The organism is Lautropia dentalis, assembly GCF_003892345.1.
GTDB lineage: Bacteria > Pseudomonadota > Gammaproteobacteria > Burkholderiales > Burkholderiaceae_E > Lautropia > Lautropia dentalis.
In genome coordinates this window covers 354,126-374,613 of record NZ_RRUE01000001.1, presented here as the reverse complement: position 1 = coordinate 374,613, position 20,488 = coordinate 354,126, and the positions used below count along the sequence as shown (strand labels likewise).

At 66.6% G+C, this 20,488-nt stretch carries 13 protein-coding genes and 2 pseudogenes; 5 read left to right on the top strand and 10 right to left on the bottom strand.

Annotation, left to right across the window (positions count from 1 at the left end; genetic code table 11):
- Window positions 1–90: 90 nt before the first annotated feature.
- A complete protein-coding gene (locus tag EHV23_RS15400) occupies window positions 91–303 on the bottom strand; it encodes a hypothetical protein (RefSeq protein ID WP_162499726.1) in 213 nt (70 codons plus the stop codon).
- Between EHV23_RS15400 and istA the strand changes: the two genes are divergently transcribed.
- Window positions 266–1,282: an IS21 family transposase gene (gene istA, locus EHV23_RS01415; protein WP_125094390.1), complete on the top strand. Its 1,017-nt coding sequence runs from the start codon at window positions 266–268 to the stop codon at window positions 1,280–1,282. The two genes, EHV23_RS15400 and istA, sit on opposite strands and share 38 nt — an antisense overlap.
- Window positions 1,279–2,061 (top strand): IS21-like element helper ATPase IstB, encoded by a 783-nt coding sequence (gene istB / locus EHV23_RS01410; RefSeq protein ID WP_125094389.1) that lies wholly within the window; start codon window positions 1,279–1,281, stop codon window positions 2,059–2,061. The genes istA and istB overlap by 4 nt, the downstream gene beginning before the upstream one ends.
- 182 nt (window positions 2,062–2,243) lie before the next feature.
- Here the strand turns inward: istB and EHV23_RS01405 are convergent, their stop codons facing one another.
- The 6 genes and pseudogenes from EHV23_RS01405 to dnaE form a co-directional block, all read right to left on the bottom strand.
- On the bottom strand, window positions 2,244–3,698 hold the full coding sequence (locus tag EHV23_RS01405; protein WP_125094388.1) for an O-antigen ligase family protein: 1,455 nt from the start codon (window positions 3,696–3,698) through the stop codon (window positions 2,244–2,246).
- Between the two features lie 923 nt (window positions 3,699–4,621).
- Window positions 4,622–4,921: pseudogene (locus EHV23_RS15820) on the bottom strand (glycosyltransferase family 2 protein); the annotation flags it as partial.
- A gap of 573 nt (window positions 4,922–5,494) precedes the next feature.
- Window positions 5,495–6,034: pseudogene (locus tag EHV23_RS15815) on the bottom strand (O-antigen ligase family protein); the annotation flags it as partial.
- A 507-nt stretch (window positions 6,035–6,541) separates the two neighbouring features.
- The gene (locus EHV23_RS01395; RefSeq protein ID WP_203228846.1) at window positions 6,542–7,537 is read right to left on the bottom strand and encodes a glycosyltransferase; all 996 of its coding nucleotides are present in this window, start codon (window positions 7,535–7,537) and stop codon (window positions 6,542–6,544) included.
- Between the two features lie 8 nt (window positions 7,538–7,545).
- Window positions 7,546–9,480 (bottom strand): lipid A export permease/ATP-binding protein MsbA, encoded by a 1,935-nt coding sequence (msbA, locus tag EHV23_RS01390; RefSeq protein WP_238990225.1) that lies wholly within the window; start codon window positions 9,478–9,480, stop codon window positions 7,546–7,548.
- Window positions 9,477–13,235, bottom strand: coding sequence for a DNA polymerase III subunit alpha (dnaE, locus tag EHV23_RS01385; RefSeq protein ID WP_238990224.1), 3,759 nt, complete (start codon window positions 13,233–13,235; stop codon window positions 9,477–9,479). Before dnaE ends, msbA begins: the two co-directional genes overlap by 4 nt.
- 259 nt (window positions 13,236–13,494) lie before the next feature.
- Between dnaE and trhO the strand changes: the two genes are divergently transcribed.
- Together trhO and EHV23_RS01375 are read left to right on the top strand one after the other, a co-directional pair.
- The gene (gene trhO, locus EHV23_RS01380; RefSeq protein ID WP_125094385.1) at window positions 13,495–14,304 is read left to right on the top strand and encodes an oxygen-dependent tRNA uridine(34) hydroxylase TrhO; all 810 of its coding nucleotides are present in this window, start codon (window positions 13,495–13,497) and stop codon (window positions 14,302–14,304) included.
- 127 nt (window positions 14,305–14,431) lie between these two features.
- Window positions 14,432–14,926 (top strand): DUF456 domain-containing protein, encoded by a 495-nt coding sequence (locus EHV23_RS01375; protein WP_125094384.1) that lies wholly within the window; start codon window positions 14,432–14,434, stop codon window positions 14,924–14,926.
- Window positions 14,927–15,004: 78 nt separating this feature from the next.
- On the opposite strand, the gene EHV23_RS01370 is transcribed toward EHV23_RS01375, so the two are convergent.
- Both EHV23_RS01370 and EHV23_RS01365 read right to left on the bottom strand, forming a co-directional pair.
- Window positions 15,005–16,201, bottom strand: a complete 1,197-nt coding sequence (locus tag EHV23_RS01370; RefSeq protein ID WP_125094383.1) for a hypothetical protein — start codon at window positions 16,199–16,201, stop codon at window positions 15,005–15,007.
- Between the two features lie 327 nt (window positions 16,202–16,528).
- Window positions 16,529–16,861, bottom strand: coding sequence for a hypothetical protein (locus tag EHV23_RS01365; protein WP_125094382.1), 333 nt, complete (start codon window positions 16,859–16,861; stop codon window positions 16,529–16,531).
- A gap of 335 nt (window positions 16,862–17,196) precedes the next feature.
- On the opposite strand from EHV23_RS01365, the gene EHV23_RS16450 reads away from it, so the two are divergent.
- Window positions 17,197–18,417 carry a glutamyl-Q tRNA(Asp) synthetase gene (locus EHV23_RS16450; RefSeq protein WP_338034477.1) on the top strand — a complete coding sequence of 407 codons (1,221 nt, stop codon included), beginning with the start codon at window positions 17,197–17,199 and terminating at the stop codon, window positions 18,415–18,417.
- 123 nt (window positions 18,418–18,540) lie between these two features.
- Here EHV23_RS16450 and EHV23_RS01350 read toward each other — a convergent pair whose 3' ends face one another.
- Window positions 18,541–20,334, bottom strand: a complete 1,794-nt coding sequence (locus EHV23_RS01350; protein ID WP_125094381.1) for a DEAD/DEAH box helicase — start codon at window positions 20,332–20,334, stop codon at window positions 18,541–18,543.
- Window positions 20,335–20,488: the final 154 nt, after the last annotated feature.

Genomic DNA, 20,488 nt, shown 5'->3' with positions numbered 1-20,488 from the left:
TCATCCGGGGCGCCCGCCGCCCCGTCCGGATGGATTCCGGCGCATGATTCACGCGGGGTTCACCATGCCTTCACGCGGCGTTCAAGACGTTCATGCCGCTTTCATGCGTCGCCTGTCCGGCGTTTTGCCTGCGATCACGCAACGTCCCTGTACGATCCGGGCCTGAAAAAGGGTTTGTGGTGTCACCGCCGATGAGAAACTGACCCACCTGCCGAAGTAAAACTGACCCACCTGGGTGAAGATGGCGGCTTTGTGACCGCCGAACATGTTGACCCAGGAACAAGCAGTGGAGATCAGAGTCATGGCCCGTCAGGGTCTTCCCATCCGAGAGATTGCACGACGCATGTCGTGTTCTCGCAACACTGTCCGACGCTATCTGCGTGAGCCCGAAGCGGTGGGCTATCCGCCCAGAGCAGCCCGTCCTACCAAGCTGGAACCGTTCCAGGAGTACCTGCTCGAACGCATCGCAGCTGCGCGCCCGGACTGGATTCCAGCCACCGTCCTGCTGCGCGAGATTCAGGAGCGAGGCTATGACGGTGGCTACAGCCAGCTCAAGGCCTTTGTGGCCCAACAGCGCCCGCGCCCTGCAGATGATCCCGTGGTGCGTTTCGAGACCGAACCCGGGCAGCAGATGCAGGCTGACTTCACCATCATCCGCCGTGGTCGCGACCCGCTGCTGGCCTTTGTGGCTACACTGGGCTTCAGCCGGGCCAGCTTCGTGCGCTTCTCGGCACGGGAGGATTCGCCGGCGTGGTGCGCAGGTCTGGAGAATGCGTTCGCCTACTTTGGTGGAGTCCCCCGAACCGTCCTGTTCGACAACGCCAGAACCATCATCATCGAGCGTGATGTCTTCGGTCCCGGCCAGCACCGCTGGAACCCGCAGCTACTGGGGCTGGCAGACCGCTATGGGTTTGTTCCCAGGGTATGCCGTCCATACCGGGCCCGCACCAAGGGTAAAGTCGAGCGCTTCAACGGATACCTCAAGCGCAGCTTCATCGTTCCCCTGGCGGCAAGCTTGCGCACAGCCGGGCTGGTTCTGGATGTGGCAGCGGCCAACGGATACGTCGGTCCCTGGCTTGACACGGTGGCCAATGCCCGTATCCATGGCACGACTGGAGAGCGTCCCGAGCGGCGCCTGGTCATCGAGCGCGATCATCTGCTGCAGCTACCCTCCAGGCAGGAGATCATCGTTGCAGCGCCGCGCACGTCGGCGCCCGTACCGTTCGAGAGCCTGCAGCACCCGCTGTCGGTGTATCAGGCCCTGCTGGAGGTGGCAGCATGAACCTTCTGCATGATCAGATTGCCGAGCTGTGCCATGGACTCAAACTGCAGCGTCTGGCTGCAGACTGGCCTGGTATTGCCCAGCGAGCCGCAGCCGAAGAGGCTGGCTATGCCGAGTTCCTCAAAAGGGTGCTCAGTACAGAACGCGACGCACGCACGGAACGCCAGAGGCAAACGCTGCTGAAGATGGCAACGCTGCCTTCGGTGAAGACCTTCGAGCAGTTCGATTTCAACTTCGCTACAGGGGCTCCGCGCAGTCAGCTGCAGGATCTTGCAGCACTGACCTTCATTGAACGTGCGGAGAACGTCATCCTGCTTGGCCCCAGTGGGGTAGGCAAGACGCACCTGGCCTGCGCGCTGGCCTACAGGGCGACCATGGCAGGTATCAAGACACGCTTCATCACTGCCGCAGACTTGATGCTGCAGCTGGCAACGGCACGCCAGCAGGGGCGCCTCAAGCAGTACTTCAACCGGGCAGTGCTCGGGCCCAGGCTGCTGGTCATCGATGAGATAGGTTACCTGCCGTTTGGCAGGGATGAGGCCAACCTGTTCTTCAACGTTGTAGCCAAGCGTTATGAACATGCCTCCATCGTGTTGACCAGCAACCTGCCATTTACGCAATGGCCAGAAACCTTCGCAGGTGATCAGACCCTGACGGCCGCAATGCTCGACCGCATGCTGCATCATGCTCACATCGTGCAGATCTCCGGCCAAAGCTACCGGCTACGCGACAAGGTGCGTGCCGGACAGGTGGCCAGCAAGGAGGGAAAGGCCGCCTGACTGAGGGCTGGTAACCCATTCTATCGCGTGCCCAGGTGGGTCAGTTTTACTTCGGCACCCTGGGTCAGTTTTCAATCGGCGTTGACAGTGGATCACTTGCGTTCGTTCGGCATACCCGGCGTTCATGTAGTGTCCCCAGCATTCATGTGGTGTCCCCGGCATTCATGTAGCGTACACGACGTTCATGACCCCACCATGCCGGCCCGTGCCGCGCGGGCACCGCGCAATGCGCCCCCCACCGGCAGCGACGCCCCTCCCGGCAACGAAGGCCCTCCCGACAACGGCGCACTGCCCGGAAGGGGCACACCTTCTGCCCATGACACCTGTTCCGGCCCGGATGCGGCCGGTGCACCAGACCCGCTGGCCGACAGCAGCCAGCTGGCCAGCAGCATGTAGGCCAGCAGCGTGATCTGGCGGTCGAGCAGCGAATCGGTCAGCGTGAAGACGGCGTAACTGGCCGAGAGCAGCACCAGCATCAGCGATTCGTCCGGACGCTGGTTGCGCAGAAAGCGACGGCAGCCCACGACGAGCGGCGCCCAGAAGAACAGCACGATGACGAGCAGCCCCGGAATCCCGGCCGAGGCCAGCCCTGCCAGATATTCATTGTGAGGACCAGCGTAATAGACGATGGCCTGCCGGGGCAGTTCACCGCTGTCACGCTGGCGCTGGGTTTCGGCCTCGAAGCCGGCAAAGCCCACGCCGGTGAGTGGCGCATGGCGCCCAGCCCGCAGGGCGATGGACCACAGGGCCAGACGCTGGCTGACCTCGCTGTCATAGTCGCCCGCATGGAAACGGGCCATCTGCGGGCCGATCTCGGCAAAACGCGATCCCACGAAGCGGGTCCCACCCGCCAGCACGGCGGCGCCGCAGAGCACCACTACCAGCCATTTGAGCAGCCGGACATGACCCGGGCCGCGCCCGCCGGCAGGTTTCCGGGTTTCACCAACAAGTTTCTGGGGCTCGCCGGCAGGCATGGTCCGGCGTTTCAGCCAGACGAGGAGCGCATAGACCGTCACCGCAAATGCCACCCCCAGCAGGGCGCCCCGCCCCTGCGAGAGGATCGTGGCCCCCAGACCGGCAGCAACCCCCACCCCGCCCAGAAGACGCTGCCGGGGCAGCGGTGCGCGCAGCATCAGCTGCAGGGCAAAAACGGCCAGCAGGGCCGACAGGTCGGAGAACTTGATGGCGCCGGTACCGAGCGGCCCGGCACCCAGATGGCCATAGGGCCGCGGAATGTCCAGCCACAGATACTGCCAGCAGGCCACCAGCAGGGCGCCCACCCCGCCCAGAGCCGCAGCGGGCAACAGCCAGCGGTACGGGTCCGGCCCACGCGCCGGCAGCGACGACAGCAATACCCCGGCACTCAGCAGGCAGATGAGCACCTGGTCCCAGTCGCGTGCACCGGCACGGCCCGACAGGATGTGCAGGACATACAGCGACGCATAGGCCAGCAGTGGCACCGCCATGGCCCAGTGCTGGCACAGGCGCTGGCCCAGCGGGGCCAGCCGGTACCGGTAACCAGCCAGCAGACACAGCAGACAGACCGCAGCGGCCAGAGGCGTCTGCGCCCGGGGGATGGCAAGCAGTGTGAGCAGGTACACCGCCAGCAGGCCGTGGGTGGCGTTCACAAGAGACACGAGTCAGCCCTCCTGGCAGGGCGTGGACGGCCATGTATGTCATGACCTGTAACTGATATGTCTCGCGATTTTATCGAACGTTTCGTTGAGAAGAAACCAGGACACAGGTGGCGGAGGCATTTCCCGTCACGGCCGGAGGTGCGGCCGGCGGGTTTGCACCCTGCCCGTCTCGTTCGGACTTTTTCTGTGAACAACACCCGATCTGCATCGAACCGGGCTACATCATTAATAAAACACCAGTTTTTGAGAACCTGAACAGGCCCTCACGAGAAGCTTTTCTGCAGGTTCTGCCAGCGCTCATCCGGCAGGGAGGCCCAGTGATATTTCCAGAAGGTACCGCTGGCATTCAGGCAGGCAAGCGTTAAACCGTAACGACCGTCAAGAAATCCGGCGCGCAACAGGTAACCACGCAGGAAGGACCAAGCTGCATGACGGACACCCCGCAGCGTCCCGCCCCGCCCGCGGTTGCGCAGGGACTCGGCCCCCAGAAAGGCGTAGTGCCGGGCCTTGCTGCGGGCGTCTTCGGGGGAATCGACGCTGTCGTGCACCAGCGAGCCCCCCAGAACCCGGGTGGGGCCTTCGCAGACCAGGTGCTCGTGCACCCGGTCGTTGGTGAAGCGCCCCCGTTCGCGGGCAAACAGGCGCAGAACACGGTCGTTGCCCCAGAGACCGTGACGAATGACCTGGCCACAGTAACGGCTGCTGCGACGCAGCCACCAGCCGGCGATCTCCGGCACGTCTGGCGCTCCGGCTGCACCTGCGGCCCCCTCCTCACCTGCCACGGATGTGCCGCCCGATACGCCCGTTGTACCCGTTGTACCCGTTGTACCCGTTGCACCCCGGGCACCCGATGCACCCGGCGTGCCCGTCGTGTTCGCGACACCGGCCACGGTCGACTCGCTCGCCCCCCGCGCCCCCCATTCCGGTGCTGCCTCGCGCAGCGCCTGCAGGATTTCGGCGGCCAGGCCGTCGGAGACCTGCTCGTCGGCATCGAGGGACAGCACCCAGCGGTGACGGCAGCGGTCCAGCGCGCGGTTCTTCTGCACGCCGAAGCCGGGCCAGTCAGGGGTGACCTCCACCTCGGCACCCAGCCGCCGGGCGATGGCCACGGTGTCGTCGGTGCTGCCCGAATCGAGCACGACGATCTGGTCGGCAAAGGCCACGCTCTCCAGACAGCGGGCAATACGATGCGCCTCGTCCCGGGTGATGATGGCCACCGACAGGCCGCCCGGGACGGACAGGCCGTCGGTTCTCCCGCCGGACGCCCCTATCGCCGGGTGTGCAGCCTCCCGGGGCGCATCGTCCATGCCATCAGCCATGCGTGCAGCCGCCGTGCCGGCACCGGACGAGTCCTTCACATGATCCGTCACGCCACTCGCCCCCATCATGCCGCTCGCATGACCCGTCATGTCCCTCGCACCTGCCCTGCCCTGCATGGCCATCCTGCCCGCAGGGGCACGGTCGTGGCCAGCAGCTCCGTTTGCCAAAGCTCGGTCATGGCCAGATGCTCCGTCTGCCAAAGCTCGGTCATGACCAGATGTCCCGCCTGCCGGGGCACGGTCCGCACCGGCTGCCTGCGGCCGCGGATCGCGGCTGGCCGACATCAGCCAGCTGGCCAGCAGAATCCAGGCCAGCAGCGAGATCTGCCGGTCGAGCAGCGAGTCGGTCATCGTGAAGGCGGCATAGCTGGCCGATACCAGCACCAGCATCAGCGATTCCTCCGGGCGCTGGCCGCGCAGGAACCGCCGGCACCCCACCACCAGCGGCGCCCAGAAGAACAGCACGATGACGAGCAGCCCCGGAATGCCGGCCGACGACAGGCCCGCCAGATACTCATTGTGCGGGCTTTCGTACAGGACGATGACCTTCGGGTTCAGTTCACCGCTGTCGCGCTGGCGTTGCGTTTCGGCGCCAAAGCCATCGAAGCCCACGCCGGTGAGCGGGGCATGCCGGGCAGCCCGCAGGGCAATGCCCCAGAGCGTGAGGCGCTGCCCCACTTCACTGTAGGTGTCACCCGCCTCGAAGCGCTCGAACTGCGGCCCGATGTCGGCAAAGCGCGCCCCCATGTACCGGGCCGGGCCGGCCAGCACCGCCACGCCCAGCACGGCCACCAGGGCCAGCTTCAGACGGGTGGAGCGGCCCTGCCGCGCCGGACGCCGGACCGACGCGGCCGCCCTGCCCCGCCGCCGCAATATCCACAGCAGCCCCAGTACCGCCAGCGCCAGCAGCACGCCCAGCAGTGCCCCACGTGCCTGGGTCAGCGCCACGGCCCCCAGCCCGGCGGCAAAGCCCAGTCCGCCCAGCACCCGGCGCCAGCGCACCGGGCCACACAGCATCATCTGCAGCGAGAACAGCGCCAGCACGGCCGACAGATCACCATACTTGAGCGCACCATTGCCCACCGGCCCGGCACCGAGGTGGCCGGGCGGCCGCGGAACGCCAAGGTAAAAGTACTGCCAGCCAGCCAGCGCCAGCGCACCGATGGCGCCCAGTGCCGCCGCCGGCAGCAGCCAGCGGTGAGGGGCTGTACCACGCCCGGGCAGCGTGGACAGCAGCACCCCCATGCCGAGCGAACAGATCAGCACCTGGTCCCAGTCGCGCCAGCGCAGCCAGCCCGCCAGAATCTGGATGGCAAACAGCGCACCATAACCGGCCAGCGGCACGGCCATGGCCCAGCCGGCACGCAGCCGCTGGCCAACGGCCGGCGGCTGCCGCCACTGCCCGGCAAACAGGCAGAGCAGGCACAGAATGGCCACCAGCGGCGTCTGTACTTTCGGGACGGCCAGCAGCGTGAGCAGATACATCGCCAGCAGGCCGTGGCTGATGTTCACAAGCAGCATGAATCAGATTCCTCCGGGCGGGGCGTAGTGGTCGTGATCCGACAGCTGGGCCAGTCCGCGCACGGCAGCGGTGGCCCCCCGGCTGCCAGCCAGGCGGGCACGACGTTCGTTCTGTTCGGCGGCATCACGCGCCGCCTCGCGGTGCCACAGGTGCAGCACCGTGGTGGCAAAGCGGCCGCTCTTGAGACGCCCCCCCAGGTTGAACCAGCGCAGGATCAGGTCGGTATCTTCGAAGCCCCAGCCGGCGATCTCCTCCTCGAAACCATTGAGGCGCACCAGATCGTCGCGCCAGAGCGCCATGTTGCAGCCCTTGAAATGCCGCCAGGGCCGTCCGGACATCCGGCGCCACCCCTGTCCCGGCAGGCGCAGCAGCCCCAGCGCGTGATTGACATCCCCCCGCCGCCAGGCCATCAGCCAGCGCAGGCACGACCAGTCCAGCGGATTCTGGCGGCCTGCCTCGATGTCCGCCGTGACGGCCTGACCCAGCAGCACCCGGTTGCCGGCCGTGGCAAAGCCCCGCTCGGCCACCTGCTGGTGAGCCTCGACGAAATCGGGGCGCAGCAGGCAGTCGCCGTCGACAAAGACGATCAGTTCGCCCGTGGCCTCGCGAATGGCACGGTTGCGCGCCGCACTGAGACGAAAGCCCTCGTCCGGCTGCCAGACGTGCAGCAGCCGGCCGGCCAGCGGGGATGCCGTTGCCGGGGCGGCCGCCGGGACACGCGCTCCCGTGGCGGGCGCAGAACCCGTACCAGCCACAGCGCCCACACCGGACGCTGCCCCCCCGGCGGACACAGAACCCGTTCCGGACGGCATGCCCGCGGCCAGCCCCGCCCCCTGCTGCCAGCGCGCCACCACGCGGGCCGTTTCCAGCCCGGAGCCGTCGTCGGCCACCAGTACCTGATCGGGCAGCACCCGCTGCCGGGCAACGCTGGCCAGCACCCGGTCCAGCGCCTGCGGCCGGTTGTAGGTGGAGATGACCAGCGAAACCGTGGGCGCCATGGCGGGCCTCATGCGGTCAGCGTCCCGCCGGCATGCAGGCGGGCATACAGGCCACCCAGTGCCACCAGCTCGGCATGGGTACCCGATTCGACGATGCGGCCGTCATCCAGCACCAGAATGCGGTCGGCCTTCTCGATGGTGGACAGCCGGTGCGCGATGATGAGGGTGGTCTGGCCATGCAGCAGCTCGTCCAGCGCCGCCTGCACGAAGCGTTCGGACTCGTTGTCCAGTGCCGAGGTGGCTTCGTCGAGCACCAGGATGGGCGCATTCTTGAGCAGCGCCCGGGCAATGGACAGGCGCTGGCGCTGACCACCGGACAGGCGAATGCCGTTGTCGCCGATCATCGTGTTGATGCCCTGCGGCAGCGAGGCGACGAAGTCGGTGAGGTAGGCGGCCTCCAGCGCGGCCCGCACCTCCTCCTCGGAGGCGCCCCGGCGGCTGCCGTAGGCCACGTTGTTGGCGATGGTGTCGTTGAACAGCATCACCTGCTGGCTCACCCAGGCGATCTGCTGGCGCAGGCTCTCCAGCTTCAGCGATTCGATGGGCACGCCATCGAGCAGGATCCGTCCCTCCGTGACTGGATAGAAGCGCGGAATGAGATTGGCCAGCGTGGTCTTGCCGCCGCCCGAGCCACCCACCAGCGCCACGGTCTCGCCGGGCTCGATGTCGAGGTCGATACCCTTGAGCGCCAGCGCATTGCTGCCCGCGTAGCCAAAGCGCACGTCCTCGAAGCGCAGTCCACCCTTCGCCCGTTCGATCACCTGCGTGCCGTGGTCATGCTCGATGGGCTCGTCGATGAAGTGGAACACCGCATCGGCCGCGGCAAAGGCCCGCTGCAGCTGCCCGTTGACCTCGGCCAGGTGCTTGAGCGGATTGAAGATCATCAGCATGGCGGTGAGGAAGGACACGAAGCCCCCCACCGTGGTGCGGTCCTGCTGCGACTGATAGAGCGCCAGCGCAATGACCACCGACACGGCCACGGCCGCCATCACCTGCGTGATGGGCACGATCAGCGCCGAAGCCACCGTCATGCGGCGGGCAAAGGCCTGCAGCTGGCTACTGGCCGAGGCAAAGCGGTTGCGCTCGTGCTCCTGGCCGGCATAGACCTTGATGACCGGATTGCCATGGATGGCCTCGCCCACCACGCTGGTCAGCTCGCCGGTGTAGCGCAGCTGCTCGCCCGAGAGCCGGCGCATGCGACGCGAGAACGCCCCCACGGCCAGCGCCACCATCGGGATGAGCACGAAGGCGATCATGGTCAGCTGCCAGTTCAGGTACAGCAGCCAGCCCAGCAGCCCCATGATCACGCATGAATCGCGCACCATGATGATCAGCACACTGGCCAGCGACTGGGTGACGTTCTGCACGTCGTTGACCAGCCGCGCAATGATGGTGCCGGCCGGGTTGGACGAAAAGTAGCTGACCGGCATCTGCACCAGCCGGTCGAACATCACCCGGCGCAGGTCGAACAGCACGGCGTTGGAGACCTCGTTCATGGCGTAGTTCATCGTGAAGGTGAACACGCCCCTGGCCAGGAACAGGCCGATGATCAGCAGCGGCGCCGTCCACATCAGGTGCGGATTGCCCTTTTCCCCGAAGCCATCGTCCAGCAGGAACTGCATGATGGCCGGCAGCGCCGGTTCGGTGGAGGCTGTCAGCACCATGGCGACCACGCCCAGCGCAAAAATGCGCCAGTGCGGCTTCACATAGGTGAACAGGCGACCGAGCAGCGCCCGGTCGCTGGCGGGCTCGCGAATGAACTCGTTGACTGGGGCGTGCGCGGCCGCCTGGCTGGCGGCGGCGCCGGCCTCTGCCTCGGCGGAAGCGGTGGTATCGGTCTGTGCTTCGGCAGCATCAGCCCCGACGCCTGCCTCATTCATCACGGCAGCGTCTTCCCTGCGATCGGCCGTATCGTTGTCCTTGCCCAAATTCTCTCCGCTCATCGATAGCGCATCTCCACCCGTGACTCGCCCAGCCAGCCCTTCATGCCGGCCAGCAGCATGTCATCGGGACGGACGGCCCACTGGTGCCCCAGTCGCAGCACCGCGGCTGCGCTGTCGCTGCAATAATGAATTTCCACCGGACAACCTTCGCCCTGACTGCCATCCACCCGGTACGGCGTGAGCAGCTCGCGCAACCGGTCCACATCCGGCCTGCCGGCGATGGTGAGCCGCAGCGCCCGGGCGGCCTCGCCGCGCGCCGTGCCCAGGTCGACGATGCGCTCCACCGACAGCCGGTGGCCGCCGCTGTAGTCGTCCTTCGACAGCTTGCCGTGCACGATGATCAGCTCGTCTTCCTTCAGCAGGTGACGGTACTGCTCCCAGGCCTCGGTGAATACCGCGATTTCCTCGGCACCGCTGCCGTCGTCGAGCATCACACGCACCATCTTGCCCCGGCGGGTCATGGCGGTGGACAGCCCCGACACGATACCGGCCACCGTCACCGGTGTCGAGCCGAAATGTTTGCCGACGATCTTTTCCAGGTCGCCGATGCGGGTCTTGACGAAGCGGCGCACCTCGTCGCGGCAGGCATCGAACAGATGGCCGGTGAGGAAGTACCCCAGCGCCCCCTTCTCTTCCAGCAGCCGCTGGCGGGGATCCCACGGTTCGGAGGGCAGCCATTCACGGGCCGGCGCGCCGTCGGAGCCGCCGAAGAAATCATCGCCGAACAGACCGCCCTGGCCAGCCGCCTGTTCGCGCGCCTTCTGCTCGGCCGCTTCCATGGCCTGCGGCACGTTGGCCAGCAGCCGGGCGCGGTCCGGTTCCAGACTGTCGAAGGCACCGGCGCGCACCAGCGCCTCGATGGTGCGGCGGTTGATCAGCTTGCGGTCGATACGTTCGCAGAAATCGAAGAGATCGATGAAGGGACCACCGGCCTGGCGGGCCGCCACCACGTTCTCGATGGCATTCTGCCCCACCCCCTTCACCCCGCCCAGCCCGTAGCGGATGACGCGCGGCGCCGCCGGCTCGAAGCGGTAGGCCGACGCGTTGATGTCGGGCGGCTGCACCTCCACCTTGTTGAACTGCGCGTCACAGACGAAGATCTGCACCTTGTCGGTATCGTCCATGTCGGACGACAGCGTGGCAGCCATGAACTCGGCCGGATAGTGCGCCTTCAGCCAGGCCGTCTGGTAGGTGACCACCGCATAGGCCGCCGTGTGCGACTTGTTGAAGCCGTACTCGGCAAACTTCTCCATCAGGTCGAACAGCTGGCTGGCCAGGTCCGGATCCTGCCCCTTGGCCTTCGCGCCCTCCATGAAGATCTGGCGCTGCTTGGCCATCTCGGAGGCCTTTTTCTTGCCCATCGCGCGGCGCAGCAGGTCGGCACCGCCCAGCGTGTAGCCGGCGATGATCTGCGAGATCTGCATCACCTGTTCCTGATAGACGATGACGCCGTAGGTCGGCTCCAGACAGTCCTTCAGGTCGGGGTGGAAGTAGTCGATGGCCTGCTCGCCGCGCTTGCGCAAAATGAAGTCGTCCACCATGCCCGAGCCCAGCGGCCCCGGCCGGTAGAGCGCCAGCACGGCGATGATGTCCTCGAAACGGTCGGGCTGCAGCTTTCTGAGCAGCTTCTTCATCCCGTCGCTTTCCACCTGGAAGATGGCCACCGTGTTGCCATCGCGCAGGATCTGGTAGGCATCCTGGTCCTCGAAGCCCAGCTGGTCGAGGTCCAGCGGTTCCTGCCCCTCGCGGGCGCGGCGCTCGTTCACGTAGCGCACCGCCAGGTCGATGATGGTGAGGTTGCGCAGGCCCAGGAAGTCGAACTTCACCAGACCCACACCTTCCACATCATCCTTGTCGTACTGGCTGACCACCGAATCGGTGCCCGGTGCCTGATAGAGCGGACAGAAATCGGTCAGCTTGCCCGGCGCGATCAGCACACCCCCCGCGTGCATGCCGATGTTGCGGGTCATGTCCTCCAGCGGACGGGCCAGTGCGAACAGCTCGGCCACCTCTTCCTCGTTGGCCAGCCGCTCGGCCAGCACCGGCTCGGCCTGCAGCGCCTTGTCCAGCGACAGCGGCTTGGCCTGCTCGATGGGGATGAGCTTCGAGAGCTGGTCGCAGAAGTTGTAGGGCATGTCCAGCACGCGGCCCACGTCGCGGATCACCGCCTTGCTGGCCATCGTGCCGAAGGTGGCGATCTGCGACACCGCGTCGAACCCGTACTTGCGGCGCACGTAATCGATCACCTTGCCGCGGTTGTCCTGGCAGAAATCGATATCGAAGTCGGGCATCGACACCCGCTCGGGGTTCAGGAAGCGCTCGAACAGCAGTGCATAGGGCAAGGGATCGAGGTCCGTGATGCCCAGCGAAAAGGCCACCAGCGAGCCGGCCCCCGACCCCCGGCCCGGCCCCACCGGCACGCCGTTGTTCTTGGCCCAGACGATGAAGTCCGCCACGATCAGGAAGTAACCCGGAAAGCCCATCGAGATGATGGTGTCGATCTCGCGCTTGAGGCGGGCATCGTAATCGGGGCGCTTCTGCTCGCGCACGGCGGCATCCGGATAGAGTTTTGCCAGCCGCTGCTCCAGCCCTTCCTCGGCCTTCTGGCGCAGAAAATCGTCGATCGGCACCCCATCGGTGGGGTAGATGGGCAGCTGCGGATTGCCCAGCCGGATGGTCACCGCACAGCGCCGCGCGATCTCCACCGAATTGGCCAGCGCCTCGGGCAGATCGGCGAACAGCGCCATCATCTGCGCGCGCGTGTGGAAATACTGCGTGGGCTGGAAGCGCCGCACCCGCCTGGGATCAGCCAGCACCTCGCCCTCGGCAATGCACACCCGCGCCTCGTGCGCCCGGAAGTCTTCCTCGCGCAGGAACTGGATGGGGTGCGTGGCCACCAGCGGCAGGTCCAGCTCCACCGCCAGCCGCGCCATGGCCCGCGTGCAGCTTTCGGCCTCGGGCGTACCGTCGCGCTGCACCTCCAGATAGAAGGCATCCGGAAAGGCTGCGGCCCAATGCTGCGCCGCCGCCACCGCCCGCGCATGGTTGCCGGCCAGCAGGAACTGCCCCACCTCGCCGGGACCAGCCCCCGACAGCGCGATCAGCCCGCCGGTGGTGTCGGCGGTGAGCCACTCGGGTTTCAGCTCGGCCCGCCCCTTGTATTCGTTTTCCAGCCAGCCCTGCGACAGCAGCTCGCACAGCCGCCGGTAGCCGGCGTTGTTCGAGGCGATCAGCAGCAGCCGGTACGGACGGTCACGGTTTTCGGTGTTGGTGATCCAGACATCGGCCGCGCAGATCGGTTGCAGACCCTTCGTGGACGCCTGCTTGTAGAACTTGACCCAGCCGAACAGATTGGAGGCATCGGACAGCGCCAGCGCCGGCTGCCCGTCGTCGAGCGCGGCCTGCACCACCTCGTCCAGCCGCACGATGGAATCGAGCACCGAATACTCGGAGCGCAGGCGCAGGTGGACGAAGCCGGGGTCGATGGGGCCGCTGGCCGGCTGTTCGGCCGAAGCCGCAGCGGCGACCTGTGCATCGACGGCTGCCGCCCCGGCACTCCCTGCCGCAGCAGAACCTTCAGCCGACGGCACCCCGGCAGCTGGTGCAGCAACCGCAACATTCCCTTCTGCAGATGCTGCAGCAGCCTGCTGCACCGCAGCAACAACAGCCGCCGCCTGTGCCGCAGCCCCGGCGGCAACATGATCGGGAACGGCCACATCGGCAATGACAGGCGAGGAGGATTCGGCTTGGCTCATCCACTGATTGTACGTGCCCGGGGAAGGATCCGTGCATTCCGTCACAGCGGAGTCCCCGGGGCGTCAAGCCGGCCGACCGGTACGCAGGAACGCGCCAGCCTTTTCCATCACCTGGCAGCCGCTGCCGCCCACTGTTTCTCTCCACAGGCCCCCTGCTTCATCTCCCGGCCACCACGCCAGTCATCCATGCCCCCTCCGCTTCGCAAGTCCGCGGAAGACCTGCCCCTGCCACGCCACTCCCAGTAGAATCGTCCCCATCATGAAAGACACCTACCTGAACCTGGCCTGCTACCAGTTCGCCGACCTTGATGACCTGCCCGCGCTGCGCGCCCACCTGCTAGCCGAAGGCCGCCGCCTCGACATGCGCGGCACCATTCTGCTCACCACCGAGGGCGTGAACGTCATGCTCAGCGGGCTGGAAGCCAACGCCCGCGCCTTTGCGGCCGTGCTGCGCGCCGTCCCCGGGCTGGAAGCCATGCACATCAAGGAAAGCCGCTCCGCCGAACACGGCTTCAACCGCTTCCTGGTCAAGATCAAGAATGAGACCATCACCTTCCGCCAGCCCGGCATCCGCCCAGCCGATGGACGCGCCGCCACCGTCTCGCCCGAGACGCTCGCCCGCTGGCTGGACGACGGCCGCGACGACGATGGCCGTGACGTGGTCATCATCGACACCCGCAACGACTTCGAGGTGCAGGTCGGCCACTTCCACAACGCCATCAACCCGCACATCAGCAAGTTCACCGAACTGCCCGCCGCGCTGGAAGCCCATCGCCCGCAGCTGGCCGGCAAGCGCATCGTCACCTACTGCACCGGCGGCATCCGCTGCGAAAAGGCCGCCCTCTGGATGGACGCCCACGGCTACGAGAACGTCGTGCAGCTCGACGGCGGCGTGCTGGACTACTTCGAGCACACCGGCGGCAAACACTGGGATGGCGAACTGTTCGTGTTCGACCGGCGCGTGTCCGTCACCACCGACCTGCAGCCGGGCAGCTGGGAGCAGGACTTCGGATCGCGGACGGTACGGCAGCGCACGGCAGCCGCGACGACCACGCCAGCTGCCAGCTGAGGGGCCGCGGCCGGCTGCCCCGCTTGCAGTGCCGCCCCCTGCGTGGAAAATGGGGCTCCCCGGCCCCGATCTGCCCCGGCAGCCCTTCCTCCCCTGAAACGCCCTTTCACCCACCCTTGCCTGCCCCATGGCCACCACGCTCATCATCTCCCTCTGGACGCTTGCCGTCATCCTGATCGTCGTCGGTGTGGCCGGCACCGTGCTGCCCGCCCTGCCCGGCGTCGTGTTCGTCTTTCTGGGCATCTTCCTGGCCGCCTGGATCGATGACTTCACCACCGTCAGCGGCCTCACCGTGGGCATCTGCCTGGCCTTCACGCTACTGGCCATCGGCCTCGACTACGTGGCGGGCATGCTGGGTGCGAAAAAGGTCGGCGCCAGCCGCGAGGCCATCGTCGGCTCGTTCATCGGCACCATTGCCGGCGTGTTCTCCGGCCTGTGGGGGCTGCTGTTCATGCCGCTGGTGGGCGCCGCCATTGGCCAGTACATGTACGACCGCGACCTGATCCGTGCCCGCAACGTCGGCATCGCCACCTGGCTGGGCATGGTGATCGGCATGCTGATCAAGATCGCCATCACCTTCCTGATGATCGGGATATTCGTGTTTGCGCTGATGACGCCGTGAGGGTCATCGCCATCAGGCAGAGCTGGATGGCCGACCAGGCCACTTCCATCTGGCGAATTGCGCAGCTGGGCTGAACATTCACAGCCAGAACCGGAACCACCACCAGCCCGTGCGGCACCACTCCGCGGCCGTGTCGTAACCTTTGATGGATGGCGTGGTGCAGGCCGAGGCGTACATCAGCATCTGCACCGTGGCAGCCACCAGCAGGCAAACCAGCACGACGGTCCCCGCCGCCAACGCACGGCGCCGCCAGCCACGCTGCGGAACCACGGCATGGGCAGCCCGAAGCCGACGCGACATGGCCACACCGAACCAGCCCAGGAACACCATCGCCCACCAGTACTGCAGAATAAACAGCCCCACATTGAGCAGCCAGTTCACGCCGGAACCTGCCGTCAGCACGGGCAGAATCCCCAGCCCCGCCAGGACGGCCACGCTCACCCACAGCACCAGACGGTCACGATAGGGAATGGCCGGCGCCTCGGCAACCGCCTGGTTTCCGTCAACAACAGCCTGATTTCCATCGGCAACAGCCCGGCTTCCATCGCCCGCAGACAGGCTGCCATCGATGGCAGGCAGGCCTTCACTGGCGACATCGAACCCGTCATTGGACCAGAGCCCCCGTACCAGCAGCCAGATTCCGGCAAATACCAGCAGGGCGGGCCAGTTCAGCGCAGCCGAGAACACGGCGGCCTGCAGCACCAGGGGCACGAAGGCCAGAACCCGCCCCAGCGGCGCCCCCATGAAGACCGGTATCAGCATGGCCAGTGCCACCACGGCCAGCGTGGCACCCAGCGCATAGCGGCCAGCCACCCGACGGCGCGGCCGTGTACACCGCAGGACAGGTGCCAGCGACCGTGCGGCCACGCCGATACCCGCACCGGCACCAGCACTCACACCCTCACTCAAACCAGCACTTTCATCTGCACTCGCCGCAGCGCCAACGCCTGCACCGTAACCACCATCGCCACCGGCATCCGCTGCCAGTGGGTTTGCCACCCCGTGACGACGATGCAGCCGGCCGCCGGAATGCACGCACCACACCCCATACAGCAGCACCAGCAGGAAACCGGTACCCAGCGCAATCTGCACGCCGATCCAGTGATCGGCCGCCGGAAAGGCACGTGGCAGGATGAACAGCGCACTGATCAGCACGATGCCGGCAATCAGGGCACCGCGGGTCAGAAAACCACCGGGAACATCCGGCGGGCAGATGAGACTGGCCTGCGCAGCATCGGACTCGAAAACTGGCGGCGTGGGTTTGGCATTGGACATGAACGTCTCCCCAGAATGCGTGACAGCACGACATGTCACGGGGGAGACTCACCCTCCGGCAACCGGACCTGCGGGCCAGTCAGCCGGCCGGCGAGCCGAAACGCCCCCATGCCGTGCGCCGTTCATCGTAGGGAACTGCCGTTCGTCGCGCAGCGAACTAATGCGCATTCGCTGGTATGGCGGCGTGCATGTCATGGACTCGTTCAACCCCGGGAGCATCAGGCATATCGATGCGCCGGCCGAATGCGCCGACCGAAACAATCGACGCGGTTTATCCGGTTCGCCCGGGAGATGCTTCCAGACACTCTGGATGATCACTCAGGACGCTCAGGACTGGCGCCGCAGCAGATTGTGGCAGCGCGGATCGAACGTCTGCCTGCCCTCCGGGCTGAACTGCGCCAGCACCTGGCCCGACCGCGCCGGGTACAGGCGGCAGATATCGCTGGCTGCCACACGCACCCCCACCACACCATCCAGCAGGCTTGCACCGTGCCCCGTCCGCGCCGAAGAGACACCACAGACGGCCAGCGCTGCCGTCAACGTGACGCAGGCAATGGCCACCCGGGTCCGCACCTTTCTGCGTGCGGCAGCGGCAGGCACCAGTACGGTTTCCAGGTCATCCCCGGCGGGGGCGGCAAAGGCTTGGGTGGGCTCCAGCATGAACAGCTCCTCGTCAATCTGTCGTCTGGCAGGCCACATGCGTTCGAAGGAGAACTGCCGCACTCACGATGTGTTGCATCGTAGAGACAACCGACAGTTCGCGCCGTGCACCAATGCACATCCATGCCCTGATGCCGGATCCAGTTCGCCCATTGCCGGAACTTTTGCACACGGCCGCCACGTTCTGTGCGCCCGGCAGGGAAGCCGCAGGGACGAATGCATCCATGACACGCTCTAGAATCGGCACCATGCGTTCACCGCTCCGTGTTTCCTCTCCCGTGCTGTTTTCCGGCCGGCCAGACCTCCCGGAAGGCCCCTTCCGGGAAGCCCATTCCATGGCGCGACCGCACCGTGCCGTACCGGCAGCCCCGCCGGCCTACATCGGCCGGTTCGCCCCCTCGCCCAGTGGTCCGCTGCACGCCGGTTCGGTGGTTGCCGCACTGGCCAGCTATCTGGATGCGCGGGCACACGACGGGCTGTGGCTGCTGCGCATCGAGGACATAGACCCGCCCCGGGTGGAGCCCGGCTCGGATCTCACCATCCGCCAGCAGCTGCGGTTTCTGGGACTGCACTGGGATGCGCCACCGCTCTACCAGTCGGCACGGGTGGACCGCTATCAGGCGGTGTTCGACTGGCTGCGGGCGCAGGGACGCATCTACGGCTGCGGCTGCACGCGGCGGGAAATCATTCAGGCGGCACACATGCTGCAAACCGCACACACACTGCAAACCGCACAGGCACTACAGACCACAGAAGCACTGCAAACCACACAGGCACTGCAGACCACTGGTGCACGGCAGGCAGGCCCCACACGTCAAACGGAACCTGCACACCAGGCATCACAGCGCCCTTCGCAAGCCCTGAACACACCAGCCGACGAAACGCCCTACCCCGGCACCTGCCGTCACGGTCTGCCGGCGGGCCGTCAGGCACGGGCCTGGCGCTTCCGGATCGATACTACCGGCACACCCCCGCCTCAAACGCTTCCAGAAGCAACCAACCCGCTCGCATCTGCCGACTTCGTTCAGCCAACCGACGGGAATTTCCCGGCTGCGCAAGAAAGGATTTCAAATGTTGGCAAAGCTGCGGATTTGTCGAATATCACCTTCCACGACCGCTGGCTGGGCCCGCAACGGCAGAACCCGAGCCTGCAATGCGGCGACTTCATCCTGAAGCGCGCCGATGGCGTCTGGGCCTATCAGCTGGGGGTGGTGGTGGATGACGCCGAAAGTGGCGTGACGGATGTGGTGCGCGGGGCCGACCTGCTCTCTTCGACGGGCCGGCAGATCCTGCTGCTGCGGGCGCTGGGCGCGCCTGTTCCGCGCTATCTGCATCTGCCGCTGGTGATGGGCGGCAACGGACAGAAGCTGTCCAAGCAGAATGGCGCCCCCGGGGTGGATACGTCGGGGCGCGTGGATGCGGTGGATATTCTGAATGAAGCGGCGCGGGCGCTGGGTCTGAGGCAGCCGGGCACGCGGGATGTGCAGCGCTGGCTGCACGAAGCGACGGCGCAGTGGCGGGCGCGGTTCTGCGGCTCCACCATCAACAGGCAATAACCCCCTCTGGCTGCCTGGAGCGCATCATGAACGCGACATTCTGCCTGCCTTCCTGAACTGATCGCCGCCAGGCAGGGCAACGCCGGCAGCGCCATGCCGAAGCTTCCGCCTGCCCGCCCGAACCTACTTGCCCGGCGTACCCCCCAGCAGAACGGCCAGTTTACGCGCTGGCCGGCGGATGGCGCTGTTCGCACCAGCGGCGGTGCGCCCCGCGGCAGCCCCCGAAGCCACGGCCCCAGCGGCCGATGCCGCGCCAGCGGCTGACATGGCAACCTGCGCCGCTGCGCCACCTGCACCACCGGCATCTGCGCCTGCACCACCGGCATCCGCTATACCCGGTGCGGCCTCCGGCACATAGGGCGAATTGAAGAGCGGATCGTCCGCCACCGGTTTCACGGCCTGATAACGCGCCAAACGGTCACGCGCCGAGGCTGCATGGCCACGCAGGCGGCCGTCCTGCCCGTCGTTGCCATCACGACGATCAGCATCGTCCCACGTACGCCGGTCCCGACGCTCACGGCGGTCGTGGTTCCTGTCATCCCTGTCACCCCGGCTGCGGCCATGGCGGCCCTCACCGTCGCTGCGCGCCCCATCGCGACGACCTTCGCGGCCACCTTCGCCACGATAGCTGCCTTCGCTGCGATAGCCACCTTCGCCACGGTACCCGCCCTCACCCCGGTCATCACCTCCGGTGCGCGAGCGCCGCTCGCCCCGGCCACGGGCTGCCTCCGGCACTTCCAGGGTTTCCACCTTCAGCTTGCGCTTGGTGAGCTTCTCGATGTCGGCAAGGGCCTTGCCGTCGCGGTCGGACATCAGCGACAGCGCCATGCCCGAGGCGCCGGCACGACCAGTGCGGCCGATGCGATGCACGTAGTCTTCGGGCGAATGCGGCAGGTCGTAGTTGATCACGGCCGGCAGCTCGGCAATGTCGAGGCCGCGGGCCGCCACGTCGGTGGCCACCAGCACCCGGATTTCGCCGCTCTTGAAGCCGTCGAGTGTTTTCAGGCGTTCCTGCTGGGATTTGTCGCCATGGATGGCCTCGGCCAGGAACCCTTCCTTCTGCAGGTGCCGTGCCAGCCGCCCGGCGCCGATCTTGGTGTTGGAGAAGACGATGACCTGCTCGATGCCCCGGTCGCGGATCAGTGCCGCCACGGCGTCGCGCTTCATGTCCTCGGAGGCCACGTGGTAGACGGTCTGCTCGACGTTCTCGGCCAGCGTATTGGGGCGTGCCACCTCGATGAGCTTCGGCTCGTTCAGGAAACGCTTGGCCAGCTTGCGGATCTCGTCCGAGAAGGTGGCCGAGAACATCAGGTTCTGGCGGCGCGGGCTGAGCAGGTTGATGATGCGCTGGATGTCGGGCAGAAAGCCCATGTCCAGCATCCGGTCGGCCTCGTCCAGCACCAGCAGCTGCACCTGCGACAGGTTGACGGACTTCTGCTGCACGTGGTCGAGCAGCCGGCCGGGCGTGGCGATGAGAATTTCCACCCCGCCCCGCAGCGCCTGCGTCTGCGGATTCATGTCCACGCCGCCGAACACGGCGGTCGAGCGCAGTGGCGTGAACTGGATGTAGGTTTTGACGTTGTCGTGAATCTGGTCGGCCAGCTCTCGCGTGGGGGCGATGATGAGCGCCCGGACCGGGTGGCGCGCCGGCGAGGCACTGTGGCTGGCCAGCGGCATGAGCGCATTGATGATAGGCAGTGCAAAGCCGGCCGTCTTTCCAGTACCGGTCTGGGCAGCGGCCATCACGTCATGGCCCGCCATGACCACCGGAATGGCCTGAGCCTGGATGGGGGTAGGCTTGGTGTAGCCGGCAGCGGTGACGGCCTTGAGCACGTCGGGATGCAGGTCGAAATCACTGAAGGTGATGGTGACCGGTTCCGGGGCGCCTTCGGGCGCGGGGGCAGTTGACAAAGTCATGTCCCGATTGTAGCCGAATGCCGCCTGAAACCCGCATGACAGGCCGTCCCGAAGCCCTCCAGGCCGTTGCGCGGGCGTTGCACCAGCCTCCTATGTCGGGGGCCTTGCCAACCCGTGCCGGAGACATGCGCGGCAGCGCCCAATACACGTCCCT